Genomic DNA, 24,681 nt, shown 5'->3' with positions numbered 1-24,681 from the left:
AGCCACTTGAACGCCTCGGAACAGTTAGGTGTCAAACCCCCATACTACGTATGGGAGGGCCACCCCACAGGGTTGCCCACTCCTCCCATACGTCCGGGCCAGCCGCGCGCACCGCCGTGACGGCCTGTTGTGCTTTCCCCATCCGACGACGGCGGCACCGTACCGCCAAGCACCAGACCGCCGTTGTCTTCCACCACCACAGGCCACCGGCAAAGGAGACCCATCATGGCTCAGCCGACTCTGATCCCCAATTGCGACGGCGCAAGGTTTGAATCGCTGCCGCTCGACGCCCGCCGCAACCAATGCATCCTCGCGCTCGACCTCGGCACCACGACCGGTTGGGCGATGCGCGGCCATGACGGCCAAATCACCAGCGGCACCGTCTCGCTGCGCCCCGGCCGCTTCGACGGCGGTGGGATGCGTTATCTGCGTTTCACGAACTGGCTTACCGAGATCGACCGGCTGTCGGGACCCATTGCCGCGATCTGGTTCGAGGAGGTGCGCCGCCACGTCGGCACCGACGCGAGCCACATCTATGGCGGGCTCATGGCCACGCTGACCGGATGGGCCGAGCTGCGCGGTATCTCCTACCAGGGCGTCCCTGTCGGGACGATCAAGCGCCATGCCGCCGGTAAGGGCAACGCTGATAAGGCCACCATGGTCGTCGCCGTTCGCGCCCGCGGTTTCAACCCGGCCGACGACAACGAGGCGGATGCCATCGCCATCCTGCTCTGGGCGATCGAGACGAAGGGAGGTGTCGCATGAGGTGGTTCCCGAAAGGCTATGGTGGCCAGCGCCGTGACCCCGAGCAGGTCAAGCGCGAGGGCTGGCATGAACAAGGCGTTCTCGCCGTCTCGGCCGACGACGGCCGCCTTACCTGGCCCGAACGCGAACTGGTCCGGCAGCTGGGCGAGAAGCTCTACGGCCCACGTCCCTCGGCTAAGGAGGCGCGCCATGGCTGATCGCGAATGGACCGCCGACTGCGTAGCCGATCATTTCGAAGAGGCGTTCCGTACCCTGCGAAAGCTGCCGCCTGTCAAGGTGCGGGGCTATTTCAACACATGGCCCGACATCGTGCGCACTGACCGCGAGATCGCGATGATGGAGCCGCAGCCGATGCGTATCTGTCCTTCGGCCGCAGCAATCACCCGGCTCGAGCAGACCTTCAACTGGGCGCTCTGGGTCAACGAGGAGGAGCGCCGGCTGGTCTGGTCGCGCGCCGCCCGAGTGCCGTGGAAGCAGATCAGCGGCGAGCTCGGATGCGACCGCACCACGGCGTGGCGGCGCTGGCAGCTGGCGCTGACCAAGATCGCGGCGCGGCTGAATGCGCAATAAGTCCAATGTGTTGCAACATTTTTTCCTTGGACACTTGCAACAGGATCAATCTATTCTGAAGGCATTGTAGGGAGAGTGTGCTGAGAAGCTCGCTCTCCCCTTTGCTTTGCGGATTGTCTCTGACCTTTTGCATCCAGCGAGCATCTGCCGTAGGTCAATCTGCGGCAGTTTCCGGGTCCTTCCTGGCGACTCTGTATTCGGGAGGGCTTGGCGCGGTATTTCGCCAGCGACAGGGCCGGATTTTTGGGAAGCCACCGGAGTCCGGTGTCCACCCCCGGCACCTGAAATCCTTGTGAATTCAAACATCTGACCGGCCACGCGAGGTGGATACCCAGCGGATACCGGAGTCCAGCCGGAAGCCGGTGGACTCCGCCGTGCCGGAGTCCACCCGGCGGATGCCACTCGACCATCGACAGGAACCTGCATGACCCTCGCCTTTGCTCCCGAGCGGATCGAGACCTGGCCGCTTGCGCGCCTGCAACCCTACGCGAGAAACGCGAAGGTGCATGGAGCCGACCAGGTCGCGAAGATCGCCGCCAGCATGGCCGAGTTCGGCTGGACCGTGCCGTGCCTCGTCGGCGAGGATGGCGAGCTGATTGCCGGCCACGGGCGCGTGCTGGCTGCGACGCAGCTCGGGCTTGCCGAGGCGCCGGTCATCGTGCTGGGACACCTGACCGAGGCGCAGCGCCGCGCCTACCGGATCGCGGACAACAAGCTCACGGAACTCGGCAGCTGGGACGAGGCGCTGCTCTCGGCCGAGCTGCAGGACCTGTTGGCCGATGACTTCGATCTGTCGCTGGTCGGATTCTCCGACGGCGAGCTCGACAAGCTGCTGGCTTTCGACGCGGACGGGCACGGTGAAGAAGAAGGTGGCGCCGGGGGATCCGTGCCTCCGGTGACCATCCCCGAGCCGCCGCGCAATCCGGCCTCGCGCACGGGCGATCTCTGGATCCTCGGCGACCACCGCCTGCTCTGCGGCGACAGCACAAGCCACGACGATGTGCGCCGCCTGATGAATGGTGAGCGCGCAGTGTTGTTCGCGACTGATCCGCCGTATCTCGTCGACTATGACGGCTCGAACCATCCGACGCGGAACAAGGACTGGTCCGCGTCCTACGGCACCACCTGGGACGACAGTTCGCAGGGAGCCGAACTCTACGACGGCTTCATCGCAGCGGCCGTAGCGGAGGCCATCACCGAAAACGCGGCCTGGTACTGCTGGCACGCCTCCCGCCGCCAGGCGATGCTGGAGGCCTGCTGGGAGAAGGCTGGTGCCTTCGTCCATCAGCAGATCATCTGGGTGAAGGACCGTGGGGTTCTCACCCGCTCTCACTACCTGTGGAAGCACGAGCCCTGCTTCATGGGCTGGCGCCGCCCTAACCGCCCGCCGAAGGTGGCCGAGGAAACGCTGCCGTCCACTTGGGAGATGCCGTCCTTCGCCAAGGACGAAAGGCCCGACCACCCGACGCCGAAGCCGCTCGATGCCTTCGGGATCCCGATGCGCCAGCACGTTGCCCGCGGCGGGCTCTGCTACGAGCCGTTCTCGGGCTCCGGGTCGCAGATCATGGCGGGCGAGGCCAACGGCCGTCGCGTCTTCGCGATGGAGATCAGCCCGGCCTATGTCGATGTCGCCATCGAGCGCTGGCAGGCCGGGACCGGCAAGAACGCGACCCTCGACGGCGACGGTCGAACCTTCGCCGAAGTGAAGGCCGAGCGGCTGGGCACGATACCTCCGACCCGCGCCGGACCTTGAACCCGCTGTTCGTTGAGGCGCTGATGGGCTGGCCCACCGGGTGGACCGGCTTCGGCTCTGTGGCAACGGAGTGGTCCCGCTGGTCGCGGCGCATGCGCTCCGAACTCTCGCAGATCAACTGCTGGCAGATGGATGAGGACGTGGCATGAAGCAGTCCCGCCTCATGTCGCTGGTCGAGTCCGTCGCCAACGTCATGATCGGATACGGCATCGCCGTCGTGACGCAGATCCTGATCTTCCCGGTCTTCGGGCTGCACACGACGCTGGGGCAGAACCTGAAGATGGGCGCGGTGTTCACGGTGGTGAGCATCGCGCGCTCCTTTGCCCTGCGGCGGCTGTTCGAGGCAATCCGGCTCGGAACGACAAGACCGCCGCTCGATGCAAGCGGCGGCCATGTTTGTCGTCCGTTACCTTATCGGCGTGATTTCGGCCCAGATATAAGGCGAGGTCAGGTTTCCAAACGATAGACCCGCCCGCGCCCCTCGACCTTTTCGGAGGTGATCGTCAGGCCCAGCTTCTTCTTGAGCGCGCCGGCAAGGGCGCCTCTCACGGTGTGTGGCCTCCATTGAAGCACGGCCGCGATCTCGTCGATGGTGGCACCGCCCTCGGCACGGAGCATCTCGATCAGCTTCGCCTGTTTCGTGCCGGTGCGCGGTGTGTGCGCCTTGGACGCTGATCCGGCATCCGTTTGCTCCGGCTCGATGCCGATCGCCGCGAGACCTGCTTCGGTGATGTGCAGGAGGATGGCGCAGCCGTCCTCGTCGTTGCGCCAGATGCGGTTCAGGGCGGGGTCGGCCTTCGCGCGCTGGTCCGTCACGGTCTCCGCGATCAGCCCGCGCTTCATGAGCGCACCGATCACTTTCTGTGCGGCGCCTCCACGCAAGCTGCCGGGCAGCGGCAGGACGTTGCGGTCCTCGCGCTGCGCGGCGGCGCTGAGGATCACGAGCTGGGTGTCGGAAAGTTTGGTCATCTGGGGTCTCCGGTTTCGGGGCCGCGACCGTCGCGGCCCTCCTATGACCCCGAGCCGCGCTTGGGCGCGGCGGGAGTTCCGGGAGCGCCGGAGATCAGCGGGCGTGCTCGCCCTCGCCGAAGGCGCTGTCGGTGATGCGCTTCAGAAGGCTGGCGTAGTGTTCGAGGGTGCCGACATGGCCCCAGTTCACTTCGTCGGGGTGGGCGTTGAAGTGGTCGTCGCTGAGCGCCTGCAGGCGGGCGAGCATCTCGTCGATCTCCGCCTTCTTGCCGATGAAGGCGTTGAGCGCGGCCTCTCGGTTGCGCCGGGCCTTCTCGGCGCGGGGCTCAAAGCGCGGGGTGGTGATCGGGTTCAGGCGGGTCGTCATCATGGTGGCTCCGGGTAAGTTGCATCGTCCTTTTGGGATGAACGTTCGCTCTATCCCGGAGGCTTATCAACGACATAAGCGACTGACTTTGAATGATGATCGGGTTGGCGATGCAGGGCATGAGCGAGCGCCGGTACGCCGCCCATGTCGGGCTGTCGCGCGGCGCGATCCAGAAGGCGAAGGCCGCCGGCCGGCTGGTCCTGCATGCCGATGGCAGCATCGACGCCGCGGCCTCTGACAGGCGGCGGGCCGAGACGACCGATCCGTCGAAGACCAGGAGGGCTGCAACGCCGAAGCTGAAGCCGGTGCCGGAGGCGGCGGTCTCGGCGGTCGGCGACACGCTGCGGGAACAGGGCATGGCCGCGCCGGTCACCGGCGGCGGGACGACCTTCCTGCAGGCCAAGACGGCGCATGAGGTGCTGAAGGCGCAGGAGCGGCGCATCCGGCTGGCCAGGCTGAAGGGCGAGCTGGTCGACCGCGACCGCGCCACGGCGCTGGTCTTCCGGCTCGCGCGCGAGGAACGCGACGCGTGGGTCAACTGGCCGGCGCGGGTGGCTGCGCTGATGGCGGCGGAGCTGGGGACGGAAACGGCGGCCATGCAGAAGGTTCTGGAGGCCCATGTCCGCGCCCATCTCGAGGAACTCGCCCAGCCCCGGATCGCCCTCTGAGGAGGTCACACGGTTCGACGGCGCTGAAGATCTGCTCCGGGCCTGGGGACGCGGCCTCACGCCGGATCCCTGGCTGACCGTCTCGGAATGGTCGGACACGCATCGCTGGCTGAGCTCGCGCGCAAGCGCCGAGCCCGGCCGGTACCGGACCGAACGCACGCCCTACATGCGCGCGATCATGGACGCGCTCTCGCCCGGCGATCCGACGCAGCGGGTGGTGTTCATGAAGGCCGCGCAGGTCGGCGCGACCGAGGCCGGCAACAACTGGATCGGCTTCGTGATCCACCATGCGCCGGGGCCGATGCTCGCCGTCCAGCCGACGGTGGAGCTGGCCAAGCGCAACTCGCGCCAGCGGATCGACCCGCTGATCGAGGAGAGCCCGGCGCTGAAGGAACGTGTCCGCCCGGCGCGGGCGCGCGACAGCGGCAACACGCAGCTGTCGAAGGATTTCCCGGGCGGCGTGCTGGTGCTGACCGGCGCCAACTCGGCCGTGGGACTGCGCTCGATGCCGGCGCGCTACGTCTTCCTCGACGAGGTCGACGCCTATCCGGCCTCGGCCGACGAGGAAGGCGACCCGGTCGGGCTCGCCGAGGCGCGGTCGCTGACCTTCGCGCACCGGCGCAAGGTCTTCCTGGTCTCGACGCCCACGATCCGCGGCGTGAGCCGGATCGAACGCGAATACGAGGCGAGCGACCAGCGCCGTTTCTTCGTGCCGTGCCCGCATTGCGGGGAGATGCAGTGGCTCAGGTTCGAGCGGCTGCGCTGGGAGAAGGGCAAACCGGAGACGGCGGCATACCAATGCGATGCCTGCGAGGAGCCGATCGAGGAGCACCACAAGCCAGCGATGCTGGCCGCAGGCGAATGGAGGGCCACAGCCGAGGCCCGCGATGCGCGGACGGTGGGGTTTCATCTCTCGGCGCTCTATTCGCCGCCGGGCTGGAAGAGCTGGGCCGACATCGCGCGGGACAAGGAAACCGCGAAGGGCTCGGACGAGGCCGAGCGCGTGTTCTGCAACACGGTGCTCGGGGAGACCTGGATCGAGACCGGCGACGCCCCGGACTGGCAGCGGATCGCCGAGCGGCGCGAGGACTGGCCGGTAGGCATCGTGCCCGCCGGCGGGCTGTTCCTGACCGCCGGCGCCGACGTTCAGAAGGACCGGATCGAGATCGACGTCTGGGCCTGGGGCCGCGGGCTGGAGAGCTGGCTCGTCGATCATGTCGTGATCGGAGGCGGGCCCGCGCGCCCGGAGAGCTGGAAGGCTCTGACCGATCTTCTGGGGCGCAGCTGGCGGCATGCGGGCGGCGCGGAGCTGGGGCTTGCCCGGCTGGCCATCGACACGGGCTACGAGACGGCCGCCGTCTACGGCTGGGCGCGCTCGGTCGGCTTCGCGCAGGTGGCGCCGGTCAAGGGGCTCGAGGGTTTCAACCGGGCAAGCCCGGTTTCTGGGCCGACCTTCGTGGATGCGACCGCGGGCGGCAAACGCCTGCGCCGGGGCGCGCGTCTCTGGACCGTGGCCACCTCGACCTTCAAGACCGAGACCTACCGCTTCCTGCGGCTGGCCCGGCCGACGGCGGAAGAGCTGAACGAGGGTGCTTCGTTTCCGCCCGGCACGGTGCATCTGCCCGGCTGGGCGGATACCGAATGGATCAGGCAGCTTGCCGCCGAGCAGCTGGTGACGGTCAGGAACAGGCGTGGCTTCGCGAAGCTCGAATGGCAGAAGCTGCGCGAACGCAACGAGGCGCTGGACTGCCGGATCTACGCGCGCGCCGCCGCCTGGATCGCGGGCGCGGACCGCTGGCCCGAGGCGACATGGGCCGATCTCGAGGCGCAGCTCGGCGTGCCGACCGGCATGGATACGCCGGCCGGCATGATCGGGCGTCCGGCATCGCAACAGCAAGGCAAGCGCCGCTCCGACTGGCTCGGGCGTCGTGAAGGATGGCTCTGAGCAAGAGGCGCGGAGAGCCCCCCGGGTCGGGCCGGAGGCCCGACCGAGGACAGGCTCTGGCTCGACAGGGAAATAGGACATGGCTGACTGGACGGAAGCGGAGCTGGCGGCGCTCCGGCGCGCCTATGCGAGCGGGACCACGCGGGTGAGCTATGACGGCAAGACCGTCGAATACGGTTCCGCCGAGGATTTGCTCGGGCGCATACGGACCATCGAGCGCCAGATCGCTGGCGCGGCGAACCGCCCCATCGCGGGTTTCGCCGGCTTCGCGCGCGGGGACCGCTGATGGTATCGTGGCTCGACCGGGCGATCGCGACCGTCGCGCCACGGGCCGCCACCCGGCGCGTCCTGGCGCGGCAGGCCTTCGAGGGGCTCGCCCGCTCCTATGAGGGCGCGGCCCGCGGCCGGCGCACCGATGGCTGGCACGCGCCGGGATCCTCGGCCGACGCCGAGATCGGTCGGGCGGGCGCGCTGCTGCGCGACCGGATGCGGGACCTGGTGCGCAACAACCCGCATGCGGCCAAGGCGGTCTCGGTGCTGGTCAACAATATCGTCGGCGCCGGCATCATGCCGCGCGCCGCCAGCGGGGACGCCGCGCTCGATCGCGAGGTCGACCGGCTGTTCGAGATCTGGGCGCGGGACTGCGATGCCGATGGTCAGCTCGATTTCTACGGGCTGCAGACGCTCGCCTGCCGCGAGATGGTCGAGGCGGGCGAGGTGCTGGTGCGCCGCCGCCCGCGGCGCCTCGGCGACGGGGTCATGCCGCCGGTGCAGCTGCAACTGCTCGAGGCCGACTTCCTCGACGCGACCCGCAACGGGGCGCTCGGCTCCGGGCAGGCGGTCCAGGGAATCGAGTTCGACGCGCTCGGCCGTCGCCGGGCCTACTGGCTGTTCGGCGCCCATCCGGGCGACGCCACGCTCAGCCTGACGGGCGGGCTCACCAGCCGGGCGGTGCCGGCCAGCGAGATCGCCCATGTCTACGAGAAGCAGCGCACGCAGGCGCGCGGCGTGCCCTGGGGCGCGCCGGTCATCCGCGCGCTTCGCGACCTCGACGATTACGAGGTCGCCGAGATCGTCCGCAAGAAGACCGAGGCCTGCGTCACCGCGATCGTCTTCGGCGACGAGGAAGCGCAGCAGGGGATCGCGCCGGCGGTGGTCGACGCGGATGGCAACCGGGTGGAGCAGTTCGAGCCGGGACTCATCGCCTATGCCCGCGGCGGCAAGGACATCCGCTTCAACCAACCGTCCGCGACCGGCGGCTACGGCGAATACAAGCGTGCGAGCCTGCACACGATTTCGGCGGGGTTCCGCGTGCCCTACGAACTGCTGACCGGGGATCTCTCCCAGGTGAACTACTCTTCGATCCGGGCGGGGCTCGTCGAGTTCCGCCGGATGATCGACGCGGTGCAGTGGCAGCTCTTCATCCCGATGTTCTGCGCGCCGGTCTGGCGCTGGTTCACGGAAGCGGCCTGGGCAGCAGACCGCATCCCAAGGCCGGACGTGCCGGTCGAATGGTCGCCGCCCAAGTTCGAGGCGGTCGATCCGCAGAAGGACGCGATGGCGGATCTGCTCGCCATCCGCTCCGGCACCATGACGCTCGCCGAGGCCATTGCCCGGCAGGGCCGCAACCCCGACGCGGTTCTGGTCGAGATCGCCGCCACCAACGCCAAGCTCGACGCGTTGGGTCTCGTGCTCGACAGCGACCCGCGCCGCGTCACCAAGACGGGCAGCGCGCAGGCGAGCGCCCTGGCCGAACCCGACCCCGCGACCGATCCGGATGCCCCGGACGGCGACGAGACCTGATCCGAGGAAACCATGATGGAGCAGACCATCGAACTGCCGGCCCTGCGCCGGGCAGCCGAACTCGCCCCGAACACGATCGATCCCGAGACGCGAAGCGTCGAGGTGGTCTGGTCGACCGGCGCTCGGGTTCGGCGCATCTCGCTCTTCGGCGAGCCGCACGACGAGGAGCTGAGCATGGCACCGGACCATGTGCGGCTCGAACGGCTGAACAACGGCGCGCCGTTCCTGAAGGTGCACGATGCGGGCGATCTCGAAGCGGTGATCGGCTCTGTCGTGCCGGGCTCGGCGCGGATCGAGAACGGCCAGGGCATCGCCCGAATCCGGATATCCGAGCGCGATGCGGTCGGCGACATCTGGCGGGACATCGAGGCCGGACACATCCGCGCGGTCTCCATCGGCTACCAGGTCCATCGCTACGAGGTCTCGAAGCCCGAGGGCGGCCGCGAGCTCTGGCGCGCCGTCGACTGGACCCCGTTCGAGATTTCCGCCGTTCCCGTCGGCGCCGATCCCGCCGCCGGCTTCCGCGCCAACCGGAACCTCCATGACTGCGTCCTGCATCGCAGCGCCGCAGGCCAAACCCAGCAAAGGACCAATGTGATGCACGACACCGATCAGATCGAAGCGACGACCCGCGATGCGACCGACACGCCCACGGACAACGCCACCGAGGCGAAGGACGCCGGACTCCGGCAGAAGCCGAAGGAGACAAGTGCCCGCAGCCAGCCGAAGCCCGCGCCCGACCCGGCGCCCGAAGACCGGACCCGCAGCCTGGACACGGACGCACTGGTGACTGAGGTCCGTGCGCAGGAGCGCGAGCGTGTCTCCACGATCCATGGCCTCGCCGACAAGCTCCATCTCGAGCGCGGCTTCGCCGATGATCTGATCAGGCGCGGTGTGTCCATCGACGAGGCGCGTCGGCTGATCCTCGACCAGGTCGCGGCCAGGGCCGACGAGACCCGGACCTTCTCCCATGTCTCGATCCCGCTCAGCGGGCGCGACGCAACGGTCACCCGGCGCGAGGCGATCTCGAACGCGCTCCTGCACCGCTACAGTCCGACGCTCTTCCCGCTGGAAGATGCGGCGCGCGAGTACCGCGGCATGACGCTGATGGAGCTCGCCCGCGAAAGCCTCGAGACGGCGGGCGCCAGCACCCGTGGCCTCTCGCGCGACGAGGTCGCGACGCGCGCGCTGCACTCGACCTCGGACTTCCCCGAGATCCTCGCGGCGGTCACGAACAAGACGCTGCGGCAGGCATACGAGGCCTATCCGCGAACCTTCCCCCTCTTCTGCCGGCAGGTGCTCGCCACCGACTTCAAGGCCATGCACCGGGTCCAGCTCGGCGAGGCGCCCCAGCTTCTCAAGGTCGGCGAGAGCGGCGAGTTCAAGCGCGGCACGCTCGGCGAATCGAAGGAGAGCTACCGCATCGAGACCTACGGCCGCGTGGTTGCCATCACCCGGCAGGTACTGATCAACGACGATCTCGACGCCTTCACCCGGATCCCGGCGATGTACGGCAACTCGATCGCCCAGCTCGAAAGCGACGTGGTCTGGGACATCGTCACCTCCAACCCGGCGATGGCGGACGGGACCGCGCTCTTCCATTCGACCCACAAGAACCTCGCCGGCTCCGGCGCGGCGCTCGGGGTGGACAGCGTGGGACTGGCGCGCGCGGCGATGCGCAAGCAGACCGGGCTCGACAGGAAGACGGTGCTGAACATCCGCCCCGCCTTCCTGATCGTGCCGGCATCGCTGGAGCTCAAGGCCGAGCAGCTGGTCGCCCAGAACCTGGTACCCGCGCAGAGCGGCAACGTCGTGCCGCAGTCCATCCGCACGCTCGCGCCCATCGCCGAGCCGCGGCTCGACGCGGCGAGCGAGACCGCCTGGTATCTGGCCGCCTCGCCGAACCAGATCGACACCATCGAGTACGCCTATCTCGAGGGCCAGCAGGGCGCCTACATCGAGACGCGCAACGGCTTCGACGTCGACGGCGTCGAAATCAAGTGCCGCCTCGACTTCGGCGCCAAGGCCATCGACTGGCGCGGCCTCTACAAGAACCCGGGTGCATAAGCCGGGCCGACCACTGACATTTGAACCCTGACGAGACGGGCGGCCATTGAGCCGCCCTTCGTCTTTTCAAGAGGACACCAGCGATGAAGAACTACGTTCAACCCGGCAACACGATCACCCTCACCGCGCCCTACGACGTCGCGTCCGGCGACGGCATGCTCGTCGGCTCCATGTTCGGTGTGGCCGCCGGAAACGCCGTGAATGGCGAGATGGTCGAGGCCGCACTCGTCGGCATCTTCGATCTGATCAAGGCGGCGTCGCAAGCCTGGGCGGTCGGCGACAAGGTCTATTGGGACAACACCGCCAAGGTGGCAACGAAGACCGCCTCGGGGAATACGGCGATCGGCGTCGCGGTGGATGCCGTCGGCGGCGGTGCATCCGATACCATCGGCCGGGTGCGGCTCAACGGCAGCTTCTGATGCCGGCATCCGATGATGGGAATGTTCCGCAAAGGTCATGCCGGATGAGTATGGACATGGCAGGTGGCTCCTGGGATTCGATGCTGGCCGCGATCCATGCGGACCCGTTTATGGCCGTGGATGTCCTGGTCCGCCCGGCGGCCGGCGGCGATCCCACCCCTTGCCGCATGGCCTGGATGACGGGCGATGCGGCGATCCCCCTGCTGCAGACCGGTACCGGCAGCACGACGCGGATCGGTGAGATCCGCGTGGCGGAGCTGGCGTCGGTCGATGAGGACGACCTGGTCGATCTGCTGGACGCCGATGGGGGTGTGGATGAGACGCTGCGGGTCGATATGGCGGAGCGGCCGGAGCCGGACCGGCTGTTGTGGCGGCTCTGGCTTGTGCCTGCCACGGAAGATGAGGAGTAGACCATGCCGGAGATGACTGTCCGCGAGCGGTGCCTCGATGCCCTGCACCAGCAGCTGCTGGCCAGCCTGGCCCCGCAGGGCATCACGGTCACGCGCAACCGCCGCCGCCGGCCTGACAGGAAGTCGATGCCGGCGGTTATCCTGATCGATGGCGGGCACGAGCCGGATTTCGAGGGCAGGGCTACGCATTTCTGGCCTTTCCGGCTTACCGCTTATTTGGAAGGCCATGTCGCGGCCGGGCGGGACGAGGATCTGGGGGCGGCGGCGAGCACTCTCTATGGCCAGACGCTGGCGGCGGCGCTGGCTGATACGACGCTCGGCAATATTGCCGTCGATATCGAGGAGGCCGGCTTCGCGCAGGAGCTGGTGCGCGAGGAAGGCACGGAGGCAGGCATCGTCTTTGCACTCACCCTGACCATCATCTACGCCACCGACGACGGCGATCCTTACGAACCCGCGCCTTAGCTGATGTTTCGCGCGGTGCGCAGCGCCGCCCGCCAACCCTCCGCGCACCGCGCGGTTTTTTCATGGAGGTTCAGATGACCATTCCGACCTTCCGCCGGGCCGCTGTGCCCGGTGGCGGCGCACTGCGCCATGAACTGATCGATGGGGCCGCCGCGGCGCAGCCCGTACTTCCGCCCGCGACGCCCGCTGGCACTGCTGCCGGTGGTGCGGCTCCCGCCAGGGCTGAGGCCGTCACCCGGCCTGTCAGGTCCGGTGCACCCGCTGGCAAGCCCGTTTCCACATCCTCTGGCGCCCCGTCCTCCGGCAAGAAGGAGTAATCCGATATGGCCACTCTCCGCACCCGCAATGGCGCGCTGCTGCTGAAGCAGGAATCGGTGCCCGGCACCTATGAGGCCCCGGATCCGGCAACCGACGGCATCCTGGTCGAGGCCCCGACAATCAACCCGACGACGCAGAATGTCGAGACGGATGAGGTCCAGGGCTCGCTCGACTCGACAGCGCCGATCGTCGGCGGCATGCAGGTCACCATCGGCGGTGCCTTCTACCTGAAGGGCCCCGGCGTTCCGGGCGAATATCCGGAATGGGACTTGCTGATGCGCATCGCCGGCATGGCGGCGACCCAGACCCGGACGGACATTACCGGCGTCACCTTCTCGGTCACCGGCGCCTCGGCGGAGATCGCCGACAGCGGTGATGGGCTGGCGGCGCTGACCGTCGGCACAGTGATCCATGTCTCCGGCTTCGCCAATGAGGCGAACAATGGCGAGTTCATCGTCACGACCTCGGCGGCTGGCGCCATCGTGGTGGCGCGGCTAACCGGCGCCACGGCGATGGTGGATGAGGCGGCGGGGGAGAATGTCACCCTGCGCCGGGGCATCGCCGCGGTGGAGGCGACCGCAGGCGGTGTCGACAGCATCACGCTGCAGGCGCCCTGGGCGAATACGGCGCAGCTCTATCGCGGCATGCCGGTCGCGCTGTCGGGCAATCCGGCTGCGCCCTATATCAGCCAGATCCTCGACTATACGGCGGGCCGGGTAGCGACGCTGGCGGACTATTTCGAGACGCCGCTCAGCGCCAGCACGGTGGCCTCGATCCCGGCCAATATCCGCTATGCGCCGGCAAGCAGCTCGATCCCGGCAGCGTCGGTTACGCTCTACATGGACGGCGTGGTCTATCGCTGCACCGGGGCCAAGGCGACCCTGTCAATCGAGCAGACCGCCGGCGGTGCTGCGCGCTGCACCTACACCATCTCGGCGCTGATGCATGAGAAAGATGATGCGGCGGTGCCGTCCGTTACCTATGACGGCACCCGTCCGGGCATCTGGCGGAATTCGGCCATGCTGGTGAACAAGCGCCGCGCCGCCCTGCAGACCCTCTCGGTCGATCTTGGCAATGAGGTGATCTTCCCGCCGGACCCGAACGGGCAGGAGGGCTTCGACGCGCCGATCATCACCCGCCGCCGGATGACCGGTTCGATGGACCCGAACGCTACCCTGGTCGCGACGCGGGATCTGATGACCGCCTTCCGTGACGGCACGGCGCAGCCGGTCGCCGCCCGCCTGGCCGGCGGTTCGGCGGCCCGGCCGGGCCAGCGTGTCGGCCTCGCCATCCCGTCGGCGCTCTACACCTCCTATCAGCCGGGTGACCGGCAGGGGGTGCAGACCGAACAGATCGGCTTCTTTCTCCAGGGGCAGGATAGCGGCCTCTTCCTGCAGGTGTGGTGATGCTGCCGGTCAGTGCAAAAACGCCGGTGCGCTTCCAGGTTCTGGCGGAGGCAGTGACGCGCGGCGAGCGCGAGCTGGAGGCACTGCGCGCTGTTGCCTCGGGGATGGAGGTCATAGCCGATTCCGCCACCGAACTGACCGCCGGTGGCGAGGTTGACCGGAAGCGCTTCCAGCGGATGCTGGAGGAAGGCGAGGCGGAGCTGGCGGCGCTGAAGGCCCGCAAGGAAGCGGAGCCGGAAGAGCCGGTCTATCTGATCGCCGCTGCTGATGCCTTCCAGCGGGCCGCCTTCCCGGCGGCGATGACCGAGCATGGCTGCCGCTTCCCGGCGGGCGGGGAGGTGGTGCGCACTCTGCGCCGCGCCGTCGAATTCTGCGTCGAGCCGCAGCAGCAACCGGAGCTGGCGGATATCCTGGATGAGGCGGAGGTTCTGCCGGAGGAGCGCTGGCCGGCGTCCCTGGAGGTGCGGATCGGCGACATGACGGCGCAGCTGCGCGGGCACTTCCCCGACCTGGATGCTCTGCTGGCGGCGCGGGAGCGCTATACCCGCACCGCGCCTATCGTGGCGGCGCAGCTTTTCCTGCGTGGGTGGGAGGGGCTGGCCATCAAGTACGAGGCCCGGGCCGGTCGGGTGACGACGGCCTGCCTCTCGGCCTTGCCGGCGGAGCATGTGTCGGCGATCGGCCGCAAGGCGCTGGAGCTGATGCACCAGATCCCGGAGCAGACGGTAAAAAACTGACCATCGTCGCCGTGGCGGCCCTGCGCCCCGGGGATTTCGGCGACGAGATGATGGACGGGGAGGGCCGGGCCGTCGATGGCAGCTGCTGGGAGATCGCCGGCTGGCGCTATCGCCGCAATCCGGTGCTGCGGCTGACCTCGGAGGACTGGGCAATGGCCAGGCTGTGGGGTCAGTATCGCGGCGGCGGGCTCGGCGGCGTGGGGCATCTGCCGGAAGCCGGCGGTACGGGCGACCAGGCGGCGATCATGCTGGACGCTTTCGCCCTGATGAGCGAGGCGGTGCGGCCTTTCGAGGAAAAGGACCGGTCATGAGGCTGGGATCGGCGCTGGAAGGCAATCTGATGGAGGTTCTGGCCCGCGAGCGGGGCGATCTGGCCGACAGGTTGCGGGCCGGGGTCACCGAGGCTTCGACGGGATTGAAACAGGAGCTGCGCGGCCAGGTGACCGGGGCCGGGATGGGCGAGCGGCTGGCGCGGACCTGGCAGGACAAGATCTACCCGCCACGCCACAAGCAGACGCTGGGGCCGGCGGCGCTGGTCTATTCCAAGGCGCCGGAAATCGTGCGGGCCTTCGACGAGGGGATGACGATTCGGTCGCGTGATGGCTTCTTTCTGGCGGTGCCGACTGATGCGGCTGGTCGCGGCAGCGGCGGCAAGCGGCTGACGCCTGGCGAGTGGGAGCGCCGGCACGGCCAGCGGCTGCGGCTGGTGTACCGGCGGGGCGCGCCCTCGCTGCTGGTGGCCGATAATGCGCGGCTGGATGGCAGGGGCGTCGCCCGGGCCAATGTCACCCGCTCCAGGACCGGGACCTACACAAGGCTGAGGGGGCGCACGACGGTGCCGATCTTCATCCTGCTGCCGCAGGTGACGCTGCCGAAAGTGCTGGACGTGGCGCGGGCAGAAAAGCGGGCGCTCGACACTCTCTACCGCACGGTCGCGCGCGCAGTTAATGGGGGCGGTGAGGCCGATTAGGTGAATCGCCATTTTTGATTTTTTGCTGGTAACAGAACCCCGCTTCGGCGGGGTTTTTTGTGTCCGAAGGGTGTTTCATGGCCAATCAGTCGAGGGGCGTGTCGATCCGGCTGTCGATCCGCGACAAGGAGGTCGTGGAAAAGGCGCTGAAGGAGCTGGGGACCGAGGGCCAACTGGCGTTGCGCAAGATCGCGCGTGCGACGGAAGAGCCGACGCGCGGCCTGCTGGCGCTGAACACGGCCAGCAGTTCGGCACGGGACGGTATTGCCGGGCTGGCATCCCGGGTCGGGCCGGCTGGCACGGTGCTGGGGGCGCTGGGTCCGGCGGGCATCGCTGCCGCTGCCGGTATCGGCACGGTGACGCTGGCCTTCGCCGGCTTCCTGCGCGCCGCGCGCGAGATTGCAGCGCTGGACGATGTCGCGCAGACGCTGGGCATCAATGTCGAGGCGCTACAGGAACTGCGATTCGCGGCGAGCGAGAGCGGGATCGCCATCGGCACCGCCGACATGGCGCTGCAGCGCTTCATCCGCCGTTCGGCCGAGGCCGCGCGCGGCACCGGCGAGGCGCTGGGTGCGCTGAACGAGCTGGGCGTGTCGGTCCGGGACTTCAACGGCCAGATGAAGCCGGCGGAGCAGCTGCTGCGCGAGGTCGCGGACGCGCTGCAGCGCGTGCCGACCGAGGCCGACCGGGTACGCATCGCCTTCAAGCTGTTCGATTCTGAAGGCGTGGCGATGCTGCGCATGCTGAAGGACGGGTCGGATGGCCTGGACCGCTTTGCGCAAGATGCCCGCGACCTGGGCCTGGTGATCGACAGCGAGATGGTGGCCCGCGCCGCCGAAGCGGAGAATCACCTGGGCACGCTGGCGCAGGTGATGGATACCAAGCTGAAGGTGGCGTTGCTGGAGTTGACGCCGCTCATTGATGGGGTCGCCACCAAGCTGCTGTCGGCAGCGAAGGAGGCCCGCTATCTGTGGGACGCCTTCGAGCCGCCGGAAGAGCATTCGATCGTCACCGTCGAGCGCAACCTGGCCGAGCTGCAGGAACGGGCGACACGGCTGCGGCAGGCCATCGGCAGCCAGGAACATGCCGGCGGTGGTCTGTTCGACCAGCTGTTCGGCGATCCGGACGCGCTGGCCCGGATGCGCGACGAACTGGAAAAGGTCGAGCGGGCGATCCGGGGCCTGGAAGCCCGACGCGCCTATCTGCAGGGCCCGCCCGATGGCGCGCCGGCACCGCCGCCGGCGCAGACCGAGCCGACGATCCGTGCGGCCGAGGATCTGTCGCGGGCGATCGCGGCGCTGGAGGAGCGGTATCTTGCGGCCAGCCAGGGCAGCCTGGCGCAGGTCGCAGCGCTGGACCGTGAGGAAAAGGCGCTGAAGATCGCCGGGCAGGCGGCAAAGGCGCACGCCGCCCAGCTGGGCCTGACCGGCCTCAGCCAGGAGGAGCTGCGCGCGCTGGTCGAGCGCTACCTGCCTCAGGCGCGCCAGCAGGTGGAGCTGGAAGGGCAGATCGCGGCGGCGCTGAACCGGCGCAAGCTGGCGACCGAGGCCGCGACCGCTGCCGCTGTCGAGGATGAGAAGGCGCGGGCCGATGCCTCGAAGCGCGCGCTGGCCCTGATCAAGGAACGCGAGGACCTGGTCAAGGCGACGACGCGCGAGATCGGCGAGACCCGCGCCCTGACGGCGGCGCTGAAGATCTCCGACCGCGAGTACAAGGTGGTACAGCAGACCCAGGCGCTGCTGCGCCGCGATACGCTGCTGACGGCCGAGGCCGCGCGCAAGCTGGCAACGGAGATGGTGGATGCGCAGGACGAGCTGGCGCGCACCCGCGAGGCCGGCAGTTTCTTCAGCGACAGCCTGACGCGGGGCTTCGACCGGATCGGCGAGGCGCTGACCCAGGCGCTGGCCACCGGCAAGCGCGACCTGCTCGACATGGGCAATATCGGCCGCGCCATGGCGTCGGAGCTGTATCAGAGCTTCATCCAGCTGGCGGCCATCAACCCGCTGAAGAATGCGGTGACCGGCAGCGCCACCCTGCCGACGCTGGGCGACATGGTATCGGGCAATGGCGGCGGGATGCTGTCCACCATTTCCGGCGCGAAGTCGGCCTGGGATTTCGGTCAGATGCTGCATAACGGCAACTGGCTGGCCAGCGCCGTGCCTTCGCTGTTCGGCGCGACTGCCGTCGGCACCATGGCCGGTGGGGCCACGGCTGCCAGCCTGGGTGTCTCGGCCGTTGCCGGTGGCGCCAGCAATATGGGTATCGCGGCGGCGGCGCCGCTGGCCGGGATCGCGCCGATGCTCTCCGTGGCCCTGCCGATCATGGCGATCGCCGCCCCCTTCGTGCTCGGCAAGCTCTTCGGTTCTCGCCCCTCGGACTATACGGCCAGCTTCCAGGGGCCGCTGGGTGGCCGGCTGATCAAGACCGAGGACAAGGCGAACGACCAGACGAGGTCCGAGCGCGACCAGATCCAGGGCGTGTTCGAGGCCTCGCTGGATGAGCTGACCCGCACGCTGGGCGCGCAGCTGCCGAAAGGTCTCTATATCGATTTCGCAACGGGCAGCCGCGATGGCCGCCGGGGCTGGCTGTTCGGCACCAATCCGGACGGGTCGGTCAATCGCGACGACAAGTTGTATGAGGGCAAGTTCGACAGCGCCGATCAGCTGACCGCCGGCATGCTGCAGGAGATCCTGCGCCGGTCCGAAGGCCTGTCGGAAAATGCCCGGAAGGTTGTCGAAGGGCTGGATTTCGTCGAGCTGGGGCTGCAGCGCAGCGCCGAGCTGCTGGGCTTCGCGGAGAGTTTCGAGAGCAGCCTGAAGGCACTGTCGCAGGGTGCCCTGTCGCTGGGCGATGTCATCGAGGGGCAGGTGCGTGACCAGGTGCTGGGCACGCTGGAGGATATCCAGACCTATCGCCAGAACGCAGCCGATGCCGGGCTGGATACCGGCCGCGCCGCGCAGGCGACGCGGGATTATGTCGAGATCCTGATCGGCCTGCGCCAGGCGACCTATGAGACGCTGACGCCGGTGCAGGCGGAATGGCGGCGGATCGCGGCGCTGATGGAGGAGATCGGGCCGCTGCTGGCCGAGGTCGGGATTTCCGCAGAGACCGGGATCGCGGCGCTGGAACGCGCGCAGGAGAAGGTGGCGGGTGATTTCGTGCGTGGCGTGACGGCACGCGGCATGGGCCTGAATGGCGGGGTTACGGGCGGTCTGGGCGAAGTGCTGGCCGACTTCCGGGCGGACCGCGATACGGCGGCGGAGCTGGGTGTATCCGACCAGGTGCTGGGCACGCTGCGCACCTTGCGCGATGCCGGGTTGCGCGAGGCGCTGTCCGGGGTGGACGGGCAGACGCTGCGCAATGTCATCGAGTATTACAGCACCATCGAGAACAATGCGCCGATCGTCCGCGCGGCGACCGAGCTGCTGTCGCAGATGGGTGAAGCAGCGGCCTTCCTGTCGGCAGAGCAGCGGAGCCAGATCGACACGCAGCTGCGCGCGACACGGCAGTTCCTGGGCGAGCAGGAACGCATCGTCGAAGGCTGGCGCCGGCTGGCGGCGCAGCTGCGCAGCGCCCGCGAGGGGCTGCTGGTGGATCAATCGCTGTCGCCCTTATCACCGGCTGACCGGCTGGAAGAAGCCCGCCGGCAGTTCGAGGATCTGGAACGCCGGGCCCGTCTGGGTGATCAGGAGGCGCTGGCCGGACTGCCGGAATCCAGCCGCCGTCTGCTGGAGGCGAGCCGGGCCTTCTATGCCTCGTCGGAAGAGTATTACCGGGATTTCGAGCGGGTGCAGGAGGTCCTGCGCGACACCGAGAATCTGGCCGGACGGCATCTTTCCATTGGTGAGCAGCAGCTGGCGGCTACCCGCGCCGAGCTGGACCGTCTCGACCAGCTGGTGAATGGCGACCGGCTGGTGATCGCCAGTCTCGATCAGGCCAATGCCCTCCTGGCAGAGATTGCCGCAGCGATCCAGAACGCGCAATTGGGCTCCGGCACTGGCGGGTCCGGAGGCGGCGGATCCGGCGGTGGCAGTGTGAGCTATGTGCCGGGCAGCTATGGCGCCACGGTCGGCACGTCGGGCGACCTGATCCAGGGCGTGCCACGCGAGGTCCGGGACGCCATCCTGGTGAGCCTCGGCCAGACCTCCGCCGGTGGCGGCGTGGTGCAGGCCCGCATCGCCAGCGACTCCGATTTCCGCGACGCCTACCGGGCCGCCCTGATCGCGGCTGGCGGCACCCCCACCTTCGCCTATGGCGGCACCCATGCCGGCGGGCTGCGCCTGGTCGGAGAGCGCGGGCCGGAACTGGAAGTGACCGGCCCGGCCCGCATCTATTCGCCCGAACGGCTGGTCGACATGATCCGCTCCGGTGGCAGCAGCAGCGCCATGCCGGAGGATGAGATCAGGGGGCTGCGGGCGGATATCCGCGCGCTGCAGCAGGCACTCTCCGCGGCCATCCTGCAGGCCGGCAGCGCCTCCGCCGAGACCGTGCGCCGCGAGGAAGGCCAGTCGCGCAACGAGCTGACGGCGATGCGCCGTGAGATGACCGACCTGCGTCAGCAGCTGGGGAGGCTGATAGCCATCCGATGAGCGATGCGATCTATCTTGCCGAAATCGATCTCTATCTGGTCGGCACCAGCTCCTCCGGGATCACGGTCGGAACCGGCCCTGCGGAACTGATCCTGGAGACGGACCAGCCTTTCGAGCCCGGCATGCGGGTTTCCGTTTACGAGGCATCAGGCGCAGCGCGGCTGGACGCGGTCGTCATGGCCTATGTCCAGACGGATCGCCGTCTGGCGCTGGATGTCCACGGGGTTTCCGGTGACGGCACCTACAGCGACTGGCGGGTCGAGGGAGCCAGAACCCTGCTGGTGGCAACCGGTCGCTGGCGAACCGGACCGGACGATCCCGACCGTCCCGGCATCGAGGCCATGCCGCTGATCGTCGAACCTCCCAGCTTTCAGGCCTTCGCCTTCCGGGATGGCCGGATCGGCGGCCGGTCGGCGGGCGGTGGCGGCGAGATGATCCTGAACAATGCCGACCGTTTCTTCGACCGCTTCGCCGGCGCGGGCTGGGACGGTCGCCGGTTCAGGCTGTTCCGAGGGCCTGCGGGCGGGCGGTGGCGGGACTTTGTCCTGCTGTTTTCCGGCACGGCAGCGCAGGCGGAATGGCGCGATTTGCACCTGCATCTGTTCCTGCGCGACCGGCAGGCGCAGTTCGAGGTGCCGATCCAGCGCGAGACTTACGCCGGCACCAACAGCGGCCCGACCGGCAACGAGGGCACGCCGCAGGATATAAGGGGCCGACCGAAGATCCTGTGCTACGGCCTGTGCCACAATGTGCCGCTGGCCCCGCTGAACACGGCGGCGCTGCGCTATGGCGCGCATACCGGCTCGATCTTCTCGGTGGACGAACTCTATGACCGGGGCGCGCCCTTGTCGAAAGTCACCGGCACGCCCGCCGCCGGCCAGTACCGGGAGAACGTGACCGAGGGCCATGTCACGCTGGGCGGCAGCCCGGCCGGCACCATCACCGCCAAGGTCTCGGGCGAGCGGCTGGAAAACCTTTTCCTCTGGTCGGAGCAGTTCATGAATCCGGCCTGGGTGAAGGATACAGGTGTGACGGTCCAGAACGACGTCATCATCGGCCCGAATGGCGGCTATACTGCCGAGCGCATCGACATCCCCGCCGATGACGGTGCCGGCTTCCGCCAGAGCGTCAGCGTGACCTCCGGCCAGCCCTACACCTTCTCGATCTATCTGCGCAGCGTCATCGGCAGCGTCACGCTGGGCATGGGCATCGAAGCGGCAACCGAGGAGGCAATCCATCTGGATGAGACCTGGCGGCGTTACACCCTGACCGAGACCGTCTCCGGCTCCAGCGTGTCGCCCGGCATCTTCAGCCTCGGGGATGCTGCGGCGATCTATGCCTGGGGCGCACAGATCGAGCTGGGCAACGTGGCGAAGAATTGCATCGTCACCGGCGGCACGCCGCACCCGTCGAGCTATACCGCTCAGCCTGCCGACATGCTGCGCACCATCGCCGTCACCCGTTCCGATCTCGTCGATTTCCTCGATCTCGACCATGCCAGCTTCCAGGCGCTCAACGAGGCCACTGCGGGCATCGGCCTCGGCCTGTTCATCGACCGCGAGATGACGATAGCCGAGGCCTTCGATCTGATCTGCGGGAGCATCGGCGGCTTCTGGTACTTCACCCGCGACGGCAAGCTGGCGGTCCGGCGGCTGGAAGCGCCTACGGGCAATCCGGCGGCCACGTTCGACCGCACTCAGGTCCAGGATGTGCGGCTGCTGTCGCGCAATGACGAAGGCCAGGGTCTGCCGAACCATCGCGTGGTTCTGGGCTGGCGGCGCAACTGGACGGTACAGGAAGGCGACCAGCTGGCCGGGAGCGTCTCGGCCGACCGCCGCGCCTTTCTGAAGGAGGAATACCGAATTGTGCAGCGGGATGCGCCGGCGGTGAAACGGAAGCATCCGCTGTCCGCCGAGTTGCGCCGCATGACGCTGCTGGAGAGCGAGACGGATGCCGATGGGGAGGCGGAGCGGCAGCTGGCGCTGATGTCGGTGCGTCGGGACCTGGTCGAGCTTGAGGTGACTGTGGATGAGTATCTCCTGGCCGGCGCGCCCTGGCTCGGCGACGAGATATTCTATCGCGACGAATGTTTCCTCGACTATGCGGCGGGCCGGCCGCTGATCCTGATCGGTGTGACCGAATCCCACGCGCAGGGACGCGCGATCCTGCAGGCCTGGGGGTGACATGGGCAAGCTTCTGATCGGCTGGGTGAACGAGGCTGACCGCGCGGATCTCGCCGGCGGGCGCTGGGCAGAATCGCTGCCGCAAACGGCACTGGCGGATGACCGCCTGTCGAAGGCGGCGCGCACGCTGGGCAACCGGACCGCCGACACCGCCATTGTCGCGGATCTGGGCGAGGCGAAAGCGATCGGCCTGGCCGCCCTGTTCGGGGCGGTTGCCGCCCCCGCCCCCGGCTGCCCCGGCTCCACGGCGCGCTATCGTGTGCGGGCCGGCGACGATGCACGCCTGGCGGGACCGCTTCTCGATCTCGACTTCACCGGCTATGGGCCGGAGGATCCGCGCATCGCCTTCACCCGGTCCAGCCTCGCCACCCGCTTCGACCGGAACGGCCGGCTTCAGGGCTATGGGCTGACCGAGCCGCTGACCATCAATCTGGACGGCTTCGATCCGCCCGGCACGCTGGAGGTGACGCTGCAGCAGAAGGACCGTGCCTTCTGGGCTGGCGAGGCGGTGCGACTGGCCGATCCTGAGGATGCTGGCCGCTATCTCGACGGCACGCTGACCGCCTTCGAGAAGCAGAGCGGCAGCGCCTGCCTCGCCATCGCCAGCGTCTCCGGAACCGGCAGCTCCACCATCACCTGGCGGCTGGAGAGCCTGGCCGCGCGCTATGGGTGGCGGCAGGACCATGAGCCGGCCAGCGGCACGCCGCGCGGCTTCCTGATCGAGGGGGAGCGCACCAACCTGCTGGCACGCAGCGCCCAGTTCGGCGATGCCGTCTGGACGAAGCAGAATGCGACCATCACCGCCGACGCCGGCGCCACGCCGGATGGCAGCCTGCAAGCCGACATGCTGGTCGAGAGCGCCACCACCGGCATCCACCAGATCACGCAATCCGCCACCGTGACGGAAGGCGCTGCGGTCACCTTCAGCCTGTTCGTGAAGCCGGCGGAGCGGACGCGCCTTGCGCTCGTGCTGTCCAGCGGCGGCGATTATGCGCAAGGCACCTTCGACCTTGCCGCCGGCACCGCGACAACCGCGCAGGGCGGGGCGGGCACGGCGCTCTCGGCGCGGCTGGTCCCGCTGGCCGGGGGCTGGGCGCGCTGCATGCTGACCGGATCGATCGCCGGGGAGACGTCCTATCTCGCCGCCTGCCGCCTGCTGAATCCCGGCGGCAACTATGCCGGCGACGGTACGAGCGGGCTGCTGGTCTGGGGCGCGCAGGCCGAGGAAGGGCCGGACGCCAGCAGCTATATCCCGACAGAAGGCGATCCCGCCACCCGCGCCGCCGACAGTGCAAGGCTGGCGCTCGACGGCTCGATGGCGGAAGGCACCTTGCTGGCCGCCTATCACAGCCGGCGCGCCGGCTCGGTCGCCATCGCCGGGCTGAATGACGGTACGACGGACAATGGTATCGAGCTGCGCCACGGCGCGGGCGGCGCAAGGCTGGGCTATATCGTCACCGGCGGGGTCGAGCAGGCCGCCTTGTCCACCGGCAGTCCCGCCGCCGATACCGGCTCCGTGGCCGGGATCGCCTTCGCCGCCGGTAATGCCTCGGCCGCCGCCGATGGCGGCGCCGTGATCACAGGCACGCCGGGCACGCTGCCTGCCGTCACCGGCCTCGATCTCGGAAGCCGTCCTGCCGGCGAACGGCTGGACGGTCATCTCGCCCGCCTGCAGCTCTATGGCCGTCGGCTGGGCGATGGCGAACTGCAAGGCGCCAGTACCGCGCTTGCCTTGCAGCTCGGCCCCGTCGCCTACGATTCCGGCTGGCTCGATGTCTGGCAGGGGAATTGGCGGCGCGAGGGCTATGCCGCCATGATGCTGGCTACCCCGCCGGACGTGGCGGCACGCTACTGGCGTTTCGACCTGGATGACGGGGCCAGCACCGACGGCTTCCTCGATCTCGCCCGGCTGTGGCTGGGGCCGGCGGTACGGTTCGAGCATAATTACAGTTATGGAGCCGGGTTGTGGGCCGAGCCGGATACACAGATCATCCGGAGCCTTGGCGGGGTCAGCCGGTTCCAGGATGGCGCCGCGCCAAGGATCATGCGTCTGACGCTGGAGCATGCTTCTGCCGGTGAGGCGCACCGCCCCCTGCTGACGCTGCAGCGCGAAGCCCGGTTGTCCGGTGAGGTGCTCACTGTCCCTGACCCGGAGGATGTCGAGTTCCGCGCCGAGCGGGTGTTCATCGCCCGGCTGCGCGCCACGAACCCGATTCGCAACAGCTACTTCCAGGGATACGCTACCGAACTCGAACTGGAGGAAAGGCTGACCTGAAG

22 protein-coding genes are annotated in these 24,681 nt (G+C 68.5%); 20 read left to right on the top strand and 2 right to left on the bottom strand.

All coding sequences use genetic code 11. The features are described 5' to 3' along the window. The first annotated feature begins 225 nt into the window (after positions 1-225). The 5 genes from BKM74_RS12920 (at position 226) to BKM74_RS18995 (ending at position 3,554) form a co-directional block, all read left to right on the top strand. Positions 226-765: a crossover junction endodeoxyribonuclease RuvC gene (locus BKM74_RS12920; protein ID WP_067559321.1), complete on the top strand. Its 540-nt coding sequence runs from the start codon at positions 226-228 to the stop codon at positions 763-765. Then, the gene (locus BKM74_RS12915; RefSeq protein ID WP_067559318.1) at positions 762-962 is read left to right on the top strand and encodes a hypothetical protein; all 201 of its coding nucleotides are present in this window, start codon (positions 762-764) and stop codon (positions 960-962) included. The genes BKM74_RS12920 and BKM74_RS12915 overlap by 4 nt, the downstream gene beginning before the upstream one ends. After that, positions 955-1,335 carry a DUF6362 family protein gene (locus tag BKM74_RS12910; RefSeq protein WP_067559316.1) on the top strand — a complete coding sequence of 127 codons (381 nt, stop codon included), beginning with the start codon at positions 955-957 and terminating at the stop codon, positions 1,333-1,335. Before BKM74_RS12915 ends, BKM74_RS12910 begins: the two co-directional genes overlap by 8 nt. Before the next feature lie 424 nt (positions 1,336-1,759). After that, entirely contained in the window at positions 1,760-3,088 is a 1,329-nt protein-coding gene (locus BKM74_RS12905) for a site-specific DNA-methyltransferase (protein ID WP_086466113.1), read from the top strand. A gap of 145 nt (positions 3,089-3,233) precedes the next feature. Then, positions 3,234-3,554 (top strand): DUF7220 family protein, encoded by a 321-nt coding sequence (locus BKM74_RS18995; RefSeq protein ID WP_245825933.1) that lies wholly within the window; start codon positions 3,234-3,236, stop codon positions 3,552-3,554. Here BKM74_RS18995 and BKM74_RS12895 read toward each other — a convergent pair. Beyond that, positions 3,536-4,057, bottom strand: coding sequence for a DUF3489 domain-containing protein (locus BKM74_RS12895; protein WP_086466112.1), 522 nt, complete (start codon positions 4,055-4,057; stop codon positions 3,536-3,538). The two genes, BKM74_RS18995 and BKM74_RS12895, sit on opposite strands and share 19 nt — an antisense overlap. A 94-nt stretch (positions 4,058-4,151) precedes the next feature. Continuing rightward, a complete protein-coding gene (locus BKM74_RS12890; RefSeq protein WP_245825932.1) occupies positions 4,152-4,427 on the bottom strand; it encodes a hypothetical protein in 276 nt (91 codons plus the stop codon). A gap of 89 nt (positions 4,428-4,516) precedes the next feature. Between BKM74_RS12890 and BKM74_RS18990 the strand changes: the two genes are divergently transcribed. The 15 genes from BKM74_RS18990 to BKM74_RS12815 all read left to right on the top strand — a co-directional run bounded on the left by BKM74_RS18990 (position 4,517) and on the right by BKM74_RS12815 (position 24,679). After that, entirely contained in the window at positions 4,517-5,092 is a 576-nt protein-coding gene (locus BKM74_RS18990; protein WP_245825931.1) for an elements of external origin, read from the top strand. After that, the gene (locus BKM74_RS12880; RefSeq protein ID WP_086466111.1) at positions 5,043-7,037 is read left to right on the top strand and encodes a phage terminase large subunit family protein; all 1,995 of its coding nucleotides are present in this window, start codon (positions 5,043-5,045) and stop codon (positions 7,035-7,037) included. Before BKM74_RS18990 ends, BKM74_RS12880 begins: the two co-directional genes overlap by 50 nt. A 79-nt stretch (positions 7,038-7,116) precedes the next feature. Beyond that, on the top strand, positions 7,117-7,323 hold the full coding sequence (locus BKM74_RS12875; protein ID WP_086466110.1) for a phage head-tail joining protein: 207 nt from the start codon (positions 7,117-7,119) through the stop codon (positions 7,321-7,323). Beyond that, positions 7,323-8,840 (top strand): phage portal protein, encoded by a 1,518-nt coding sequence (locus tag BKM74_RS12870; RefSeq protein WP_245825930.1) that lies wholly within the window; start codon positions 7,323-7,325, stop codon positions 8,838-8,840. Before BKM74_RS12875 ends, BKM74_RS12870 begins: the two co-directional genes overlap by 1 nt. A gap of 15 nt (positions 8,841-8,855) precedes the next feature. Next, positions 8,856-10,907 carry a prohead protease/major capsid protein fusion protein gene (locus tag BKM74_RS12865; RefSeq protein ID WP_086466108.1) on the top strand — a complete coding sequence of 684 codons (2,052 nt, stop codon included), beginning with the start codon at positions 8,856-8,858 and terminating at the stop codon, positions 10,905-10,907. Between the two features lie 83 nt (positions 10,908-10,990). After that, positions 10,991-11,326 (top strand): DUF2190 family protein, encoded by a 336-nt coding sequence (locus BKM74_RS12860; RefSeq protein WP_086466107.1) that lies wholly within the window; start codon positions 10,991-10,993, stop codon positions 11,324-11,326. A gap of 56 nt (positions 11,327-11,382) precedes the next feature. Beyond that, positions 11,383-11,736: a head-tail joining protein gene (locus tag BKM74_RS12855; protein ID WP_176342524.1), complete on the top strand. Its 354-nt coding sequence runs from the start codon at positions 11,383-11,385 to the stop codon at positions 11,734-11,736. 3 nt (positions 11,737-11,739) lie between these two features. Beyond that, a complete protein-coding gene (locus tag BKM74_RS12850) occupies positions 11,740-12,201 on the top strand; it encodes a hypothetical protein (RefSeq protein ID WP_086466105.1) in 462 nt (153 codons plus the stop codon). Positions 12,202-12,524: 323 nt separating this feature from the next. Then, positions 12,525-13,925: a hypothetical protein gene (locus tag BKM74_RS12845; RefSeq protein ID WP_086466104.1), complete on the top strand. Its 1,401-nt coding sequence runs from the start codon at positions 12,525-12,527 to the stop codon at positions 13,923-13,925. Continuing rightward, positions 13,925-14,662: a hypothetical protein gene (locus tag BKM74_RS12840; RefSeq protein WP_086466103.1), complete on the top strand. Its 738-nt coding sequence runs from the start codon at positions 13,925-13,927 to the stop codon at positions 14,660-14,662. The genes BKM74_RS12845 and BKM74_RS12840 overlap by 1 nt, the downstream gene beginning before the upstream one ends. Positions 14,663-14,673: 11 nt before the next feature. Beyond that, entirely contained in the window at positions 14,674-14,973 is a 300-nt protein-coding gene (locus BKM74_RS12835; RefSeq protein ID WP_086466102.1) for a hypothetical protein, read from the top strand. Then, positions 14,970-15,632 carry a DUF6441 family protein gene (locus tag BKM74_RS12830; protein ID WP_086466101.1) on the top strand — a complete coding sequence of 221 codons (663 nt, stop codon included), beginning with the start codon at positions 14,970-14,972 and terminating at the stop codon, positions 15,630-15,632. The genes BKM74_RS12835 and BKM74_RS12830 overlap by 4 nt, the downstream gene beginning before the upstream one ends. 77 nt (positions 15,633-15,709) lie before the next feature. After that, on the top strand, positions 15,710-20,221 hold the full coding sequence (locus BKM74_RS12825) for a phage tail tape measure protein (protein ID WP_086466100.1): 4,512 nt from the start codon (positions 15,710-15,712) through the stop codon (positions 20,219-20,221). After that, on the top strand, positions 20,218-22,404 hold the full coding sequence (locus BKM74_RS12820) for a phage head spike fiber domain-containing protein (RefSeq protein WP_086466099.1): 2,187 nt from the start codon (positions 20,218-20,220) through the stop codon (positions 22,402-22,404). Before BKM74_RS12825 ends, BKM74_RS12820 begins: the two co-directional genes overlap by 4 nt. A gap of 1 nt (position 22,405) precedes the next feature. Further along, positions 22,406-24,679, top strand: a complete 2,274-nt coding sequence (locus BKM74_RS12815) for a phage head spike fiber domain-containing protein (protein ID WP_086466098.1) — start codon at positions 22,406-22,408, stop codon at positions 24,677-24,679. Positions 24,680-24,681: the final 2 nt, after the last annotated feature.

This window comes from Oceanibaculum nanhaiense (genome assembly GCF_002148795.1).
GTDB lineage: Bacteria > Pseudomonadota > Alphaproteobacteria > Oceanibaculales > Oceanibaculaceae > Oceanibaculum > Oceanibaculum nanhaiense.
This window is presented reverse-complemented; position numbering and strand designations above follow the sequence as displayed.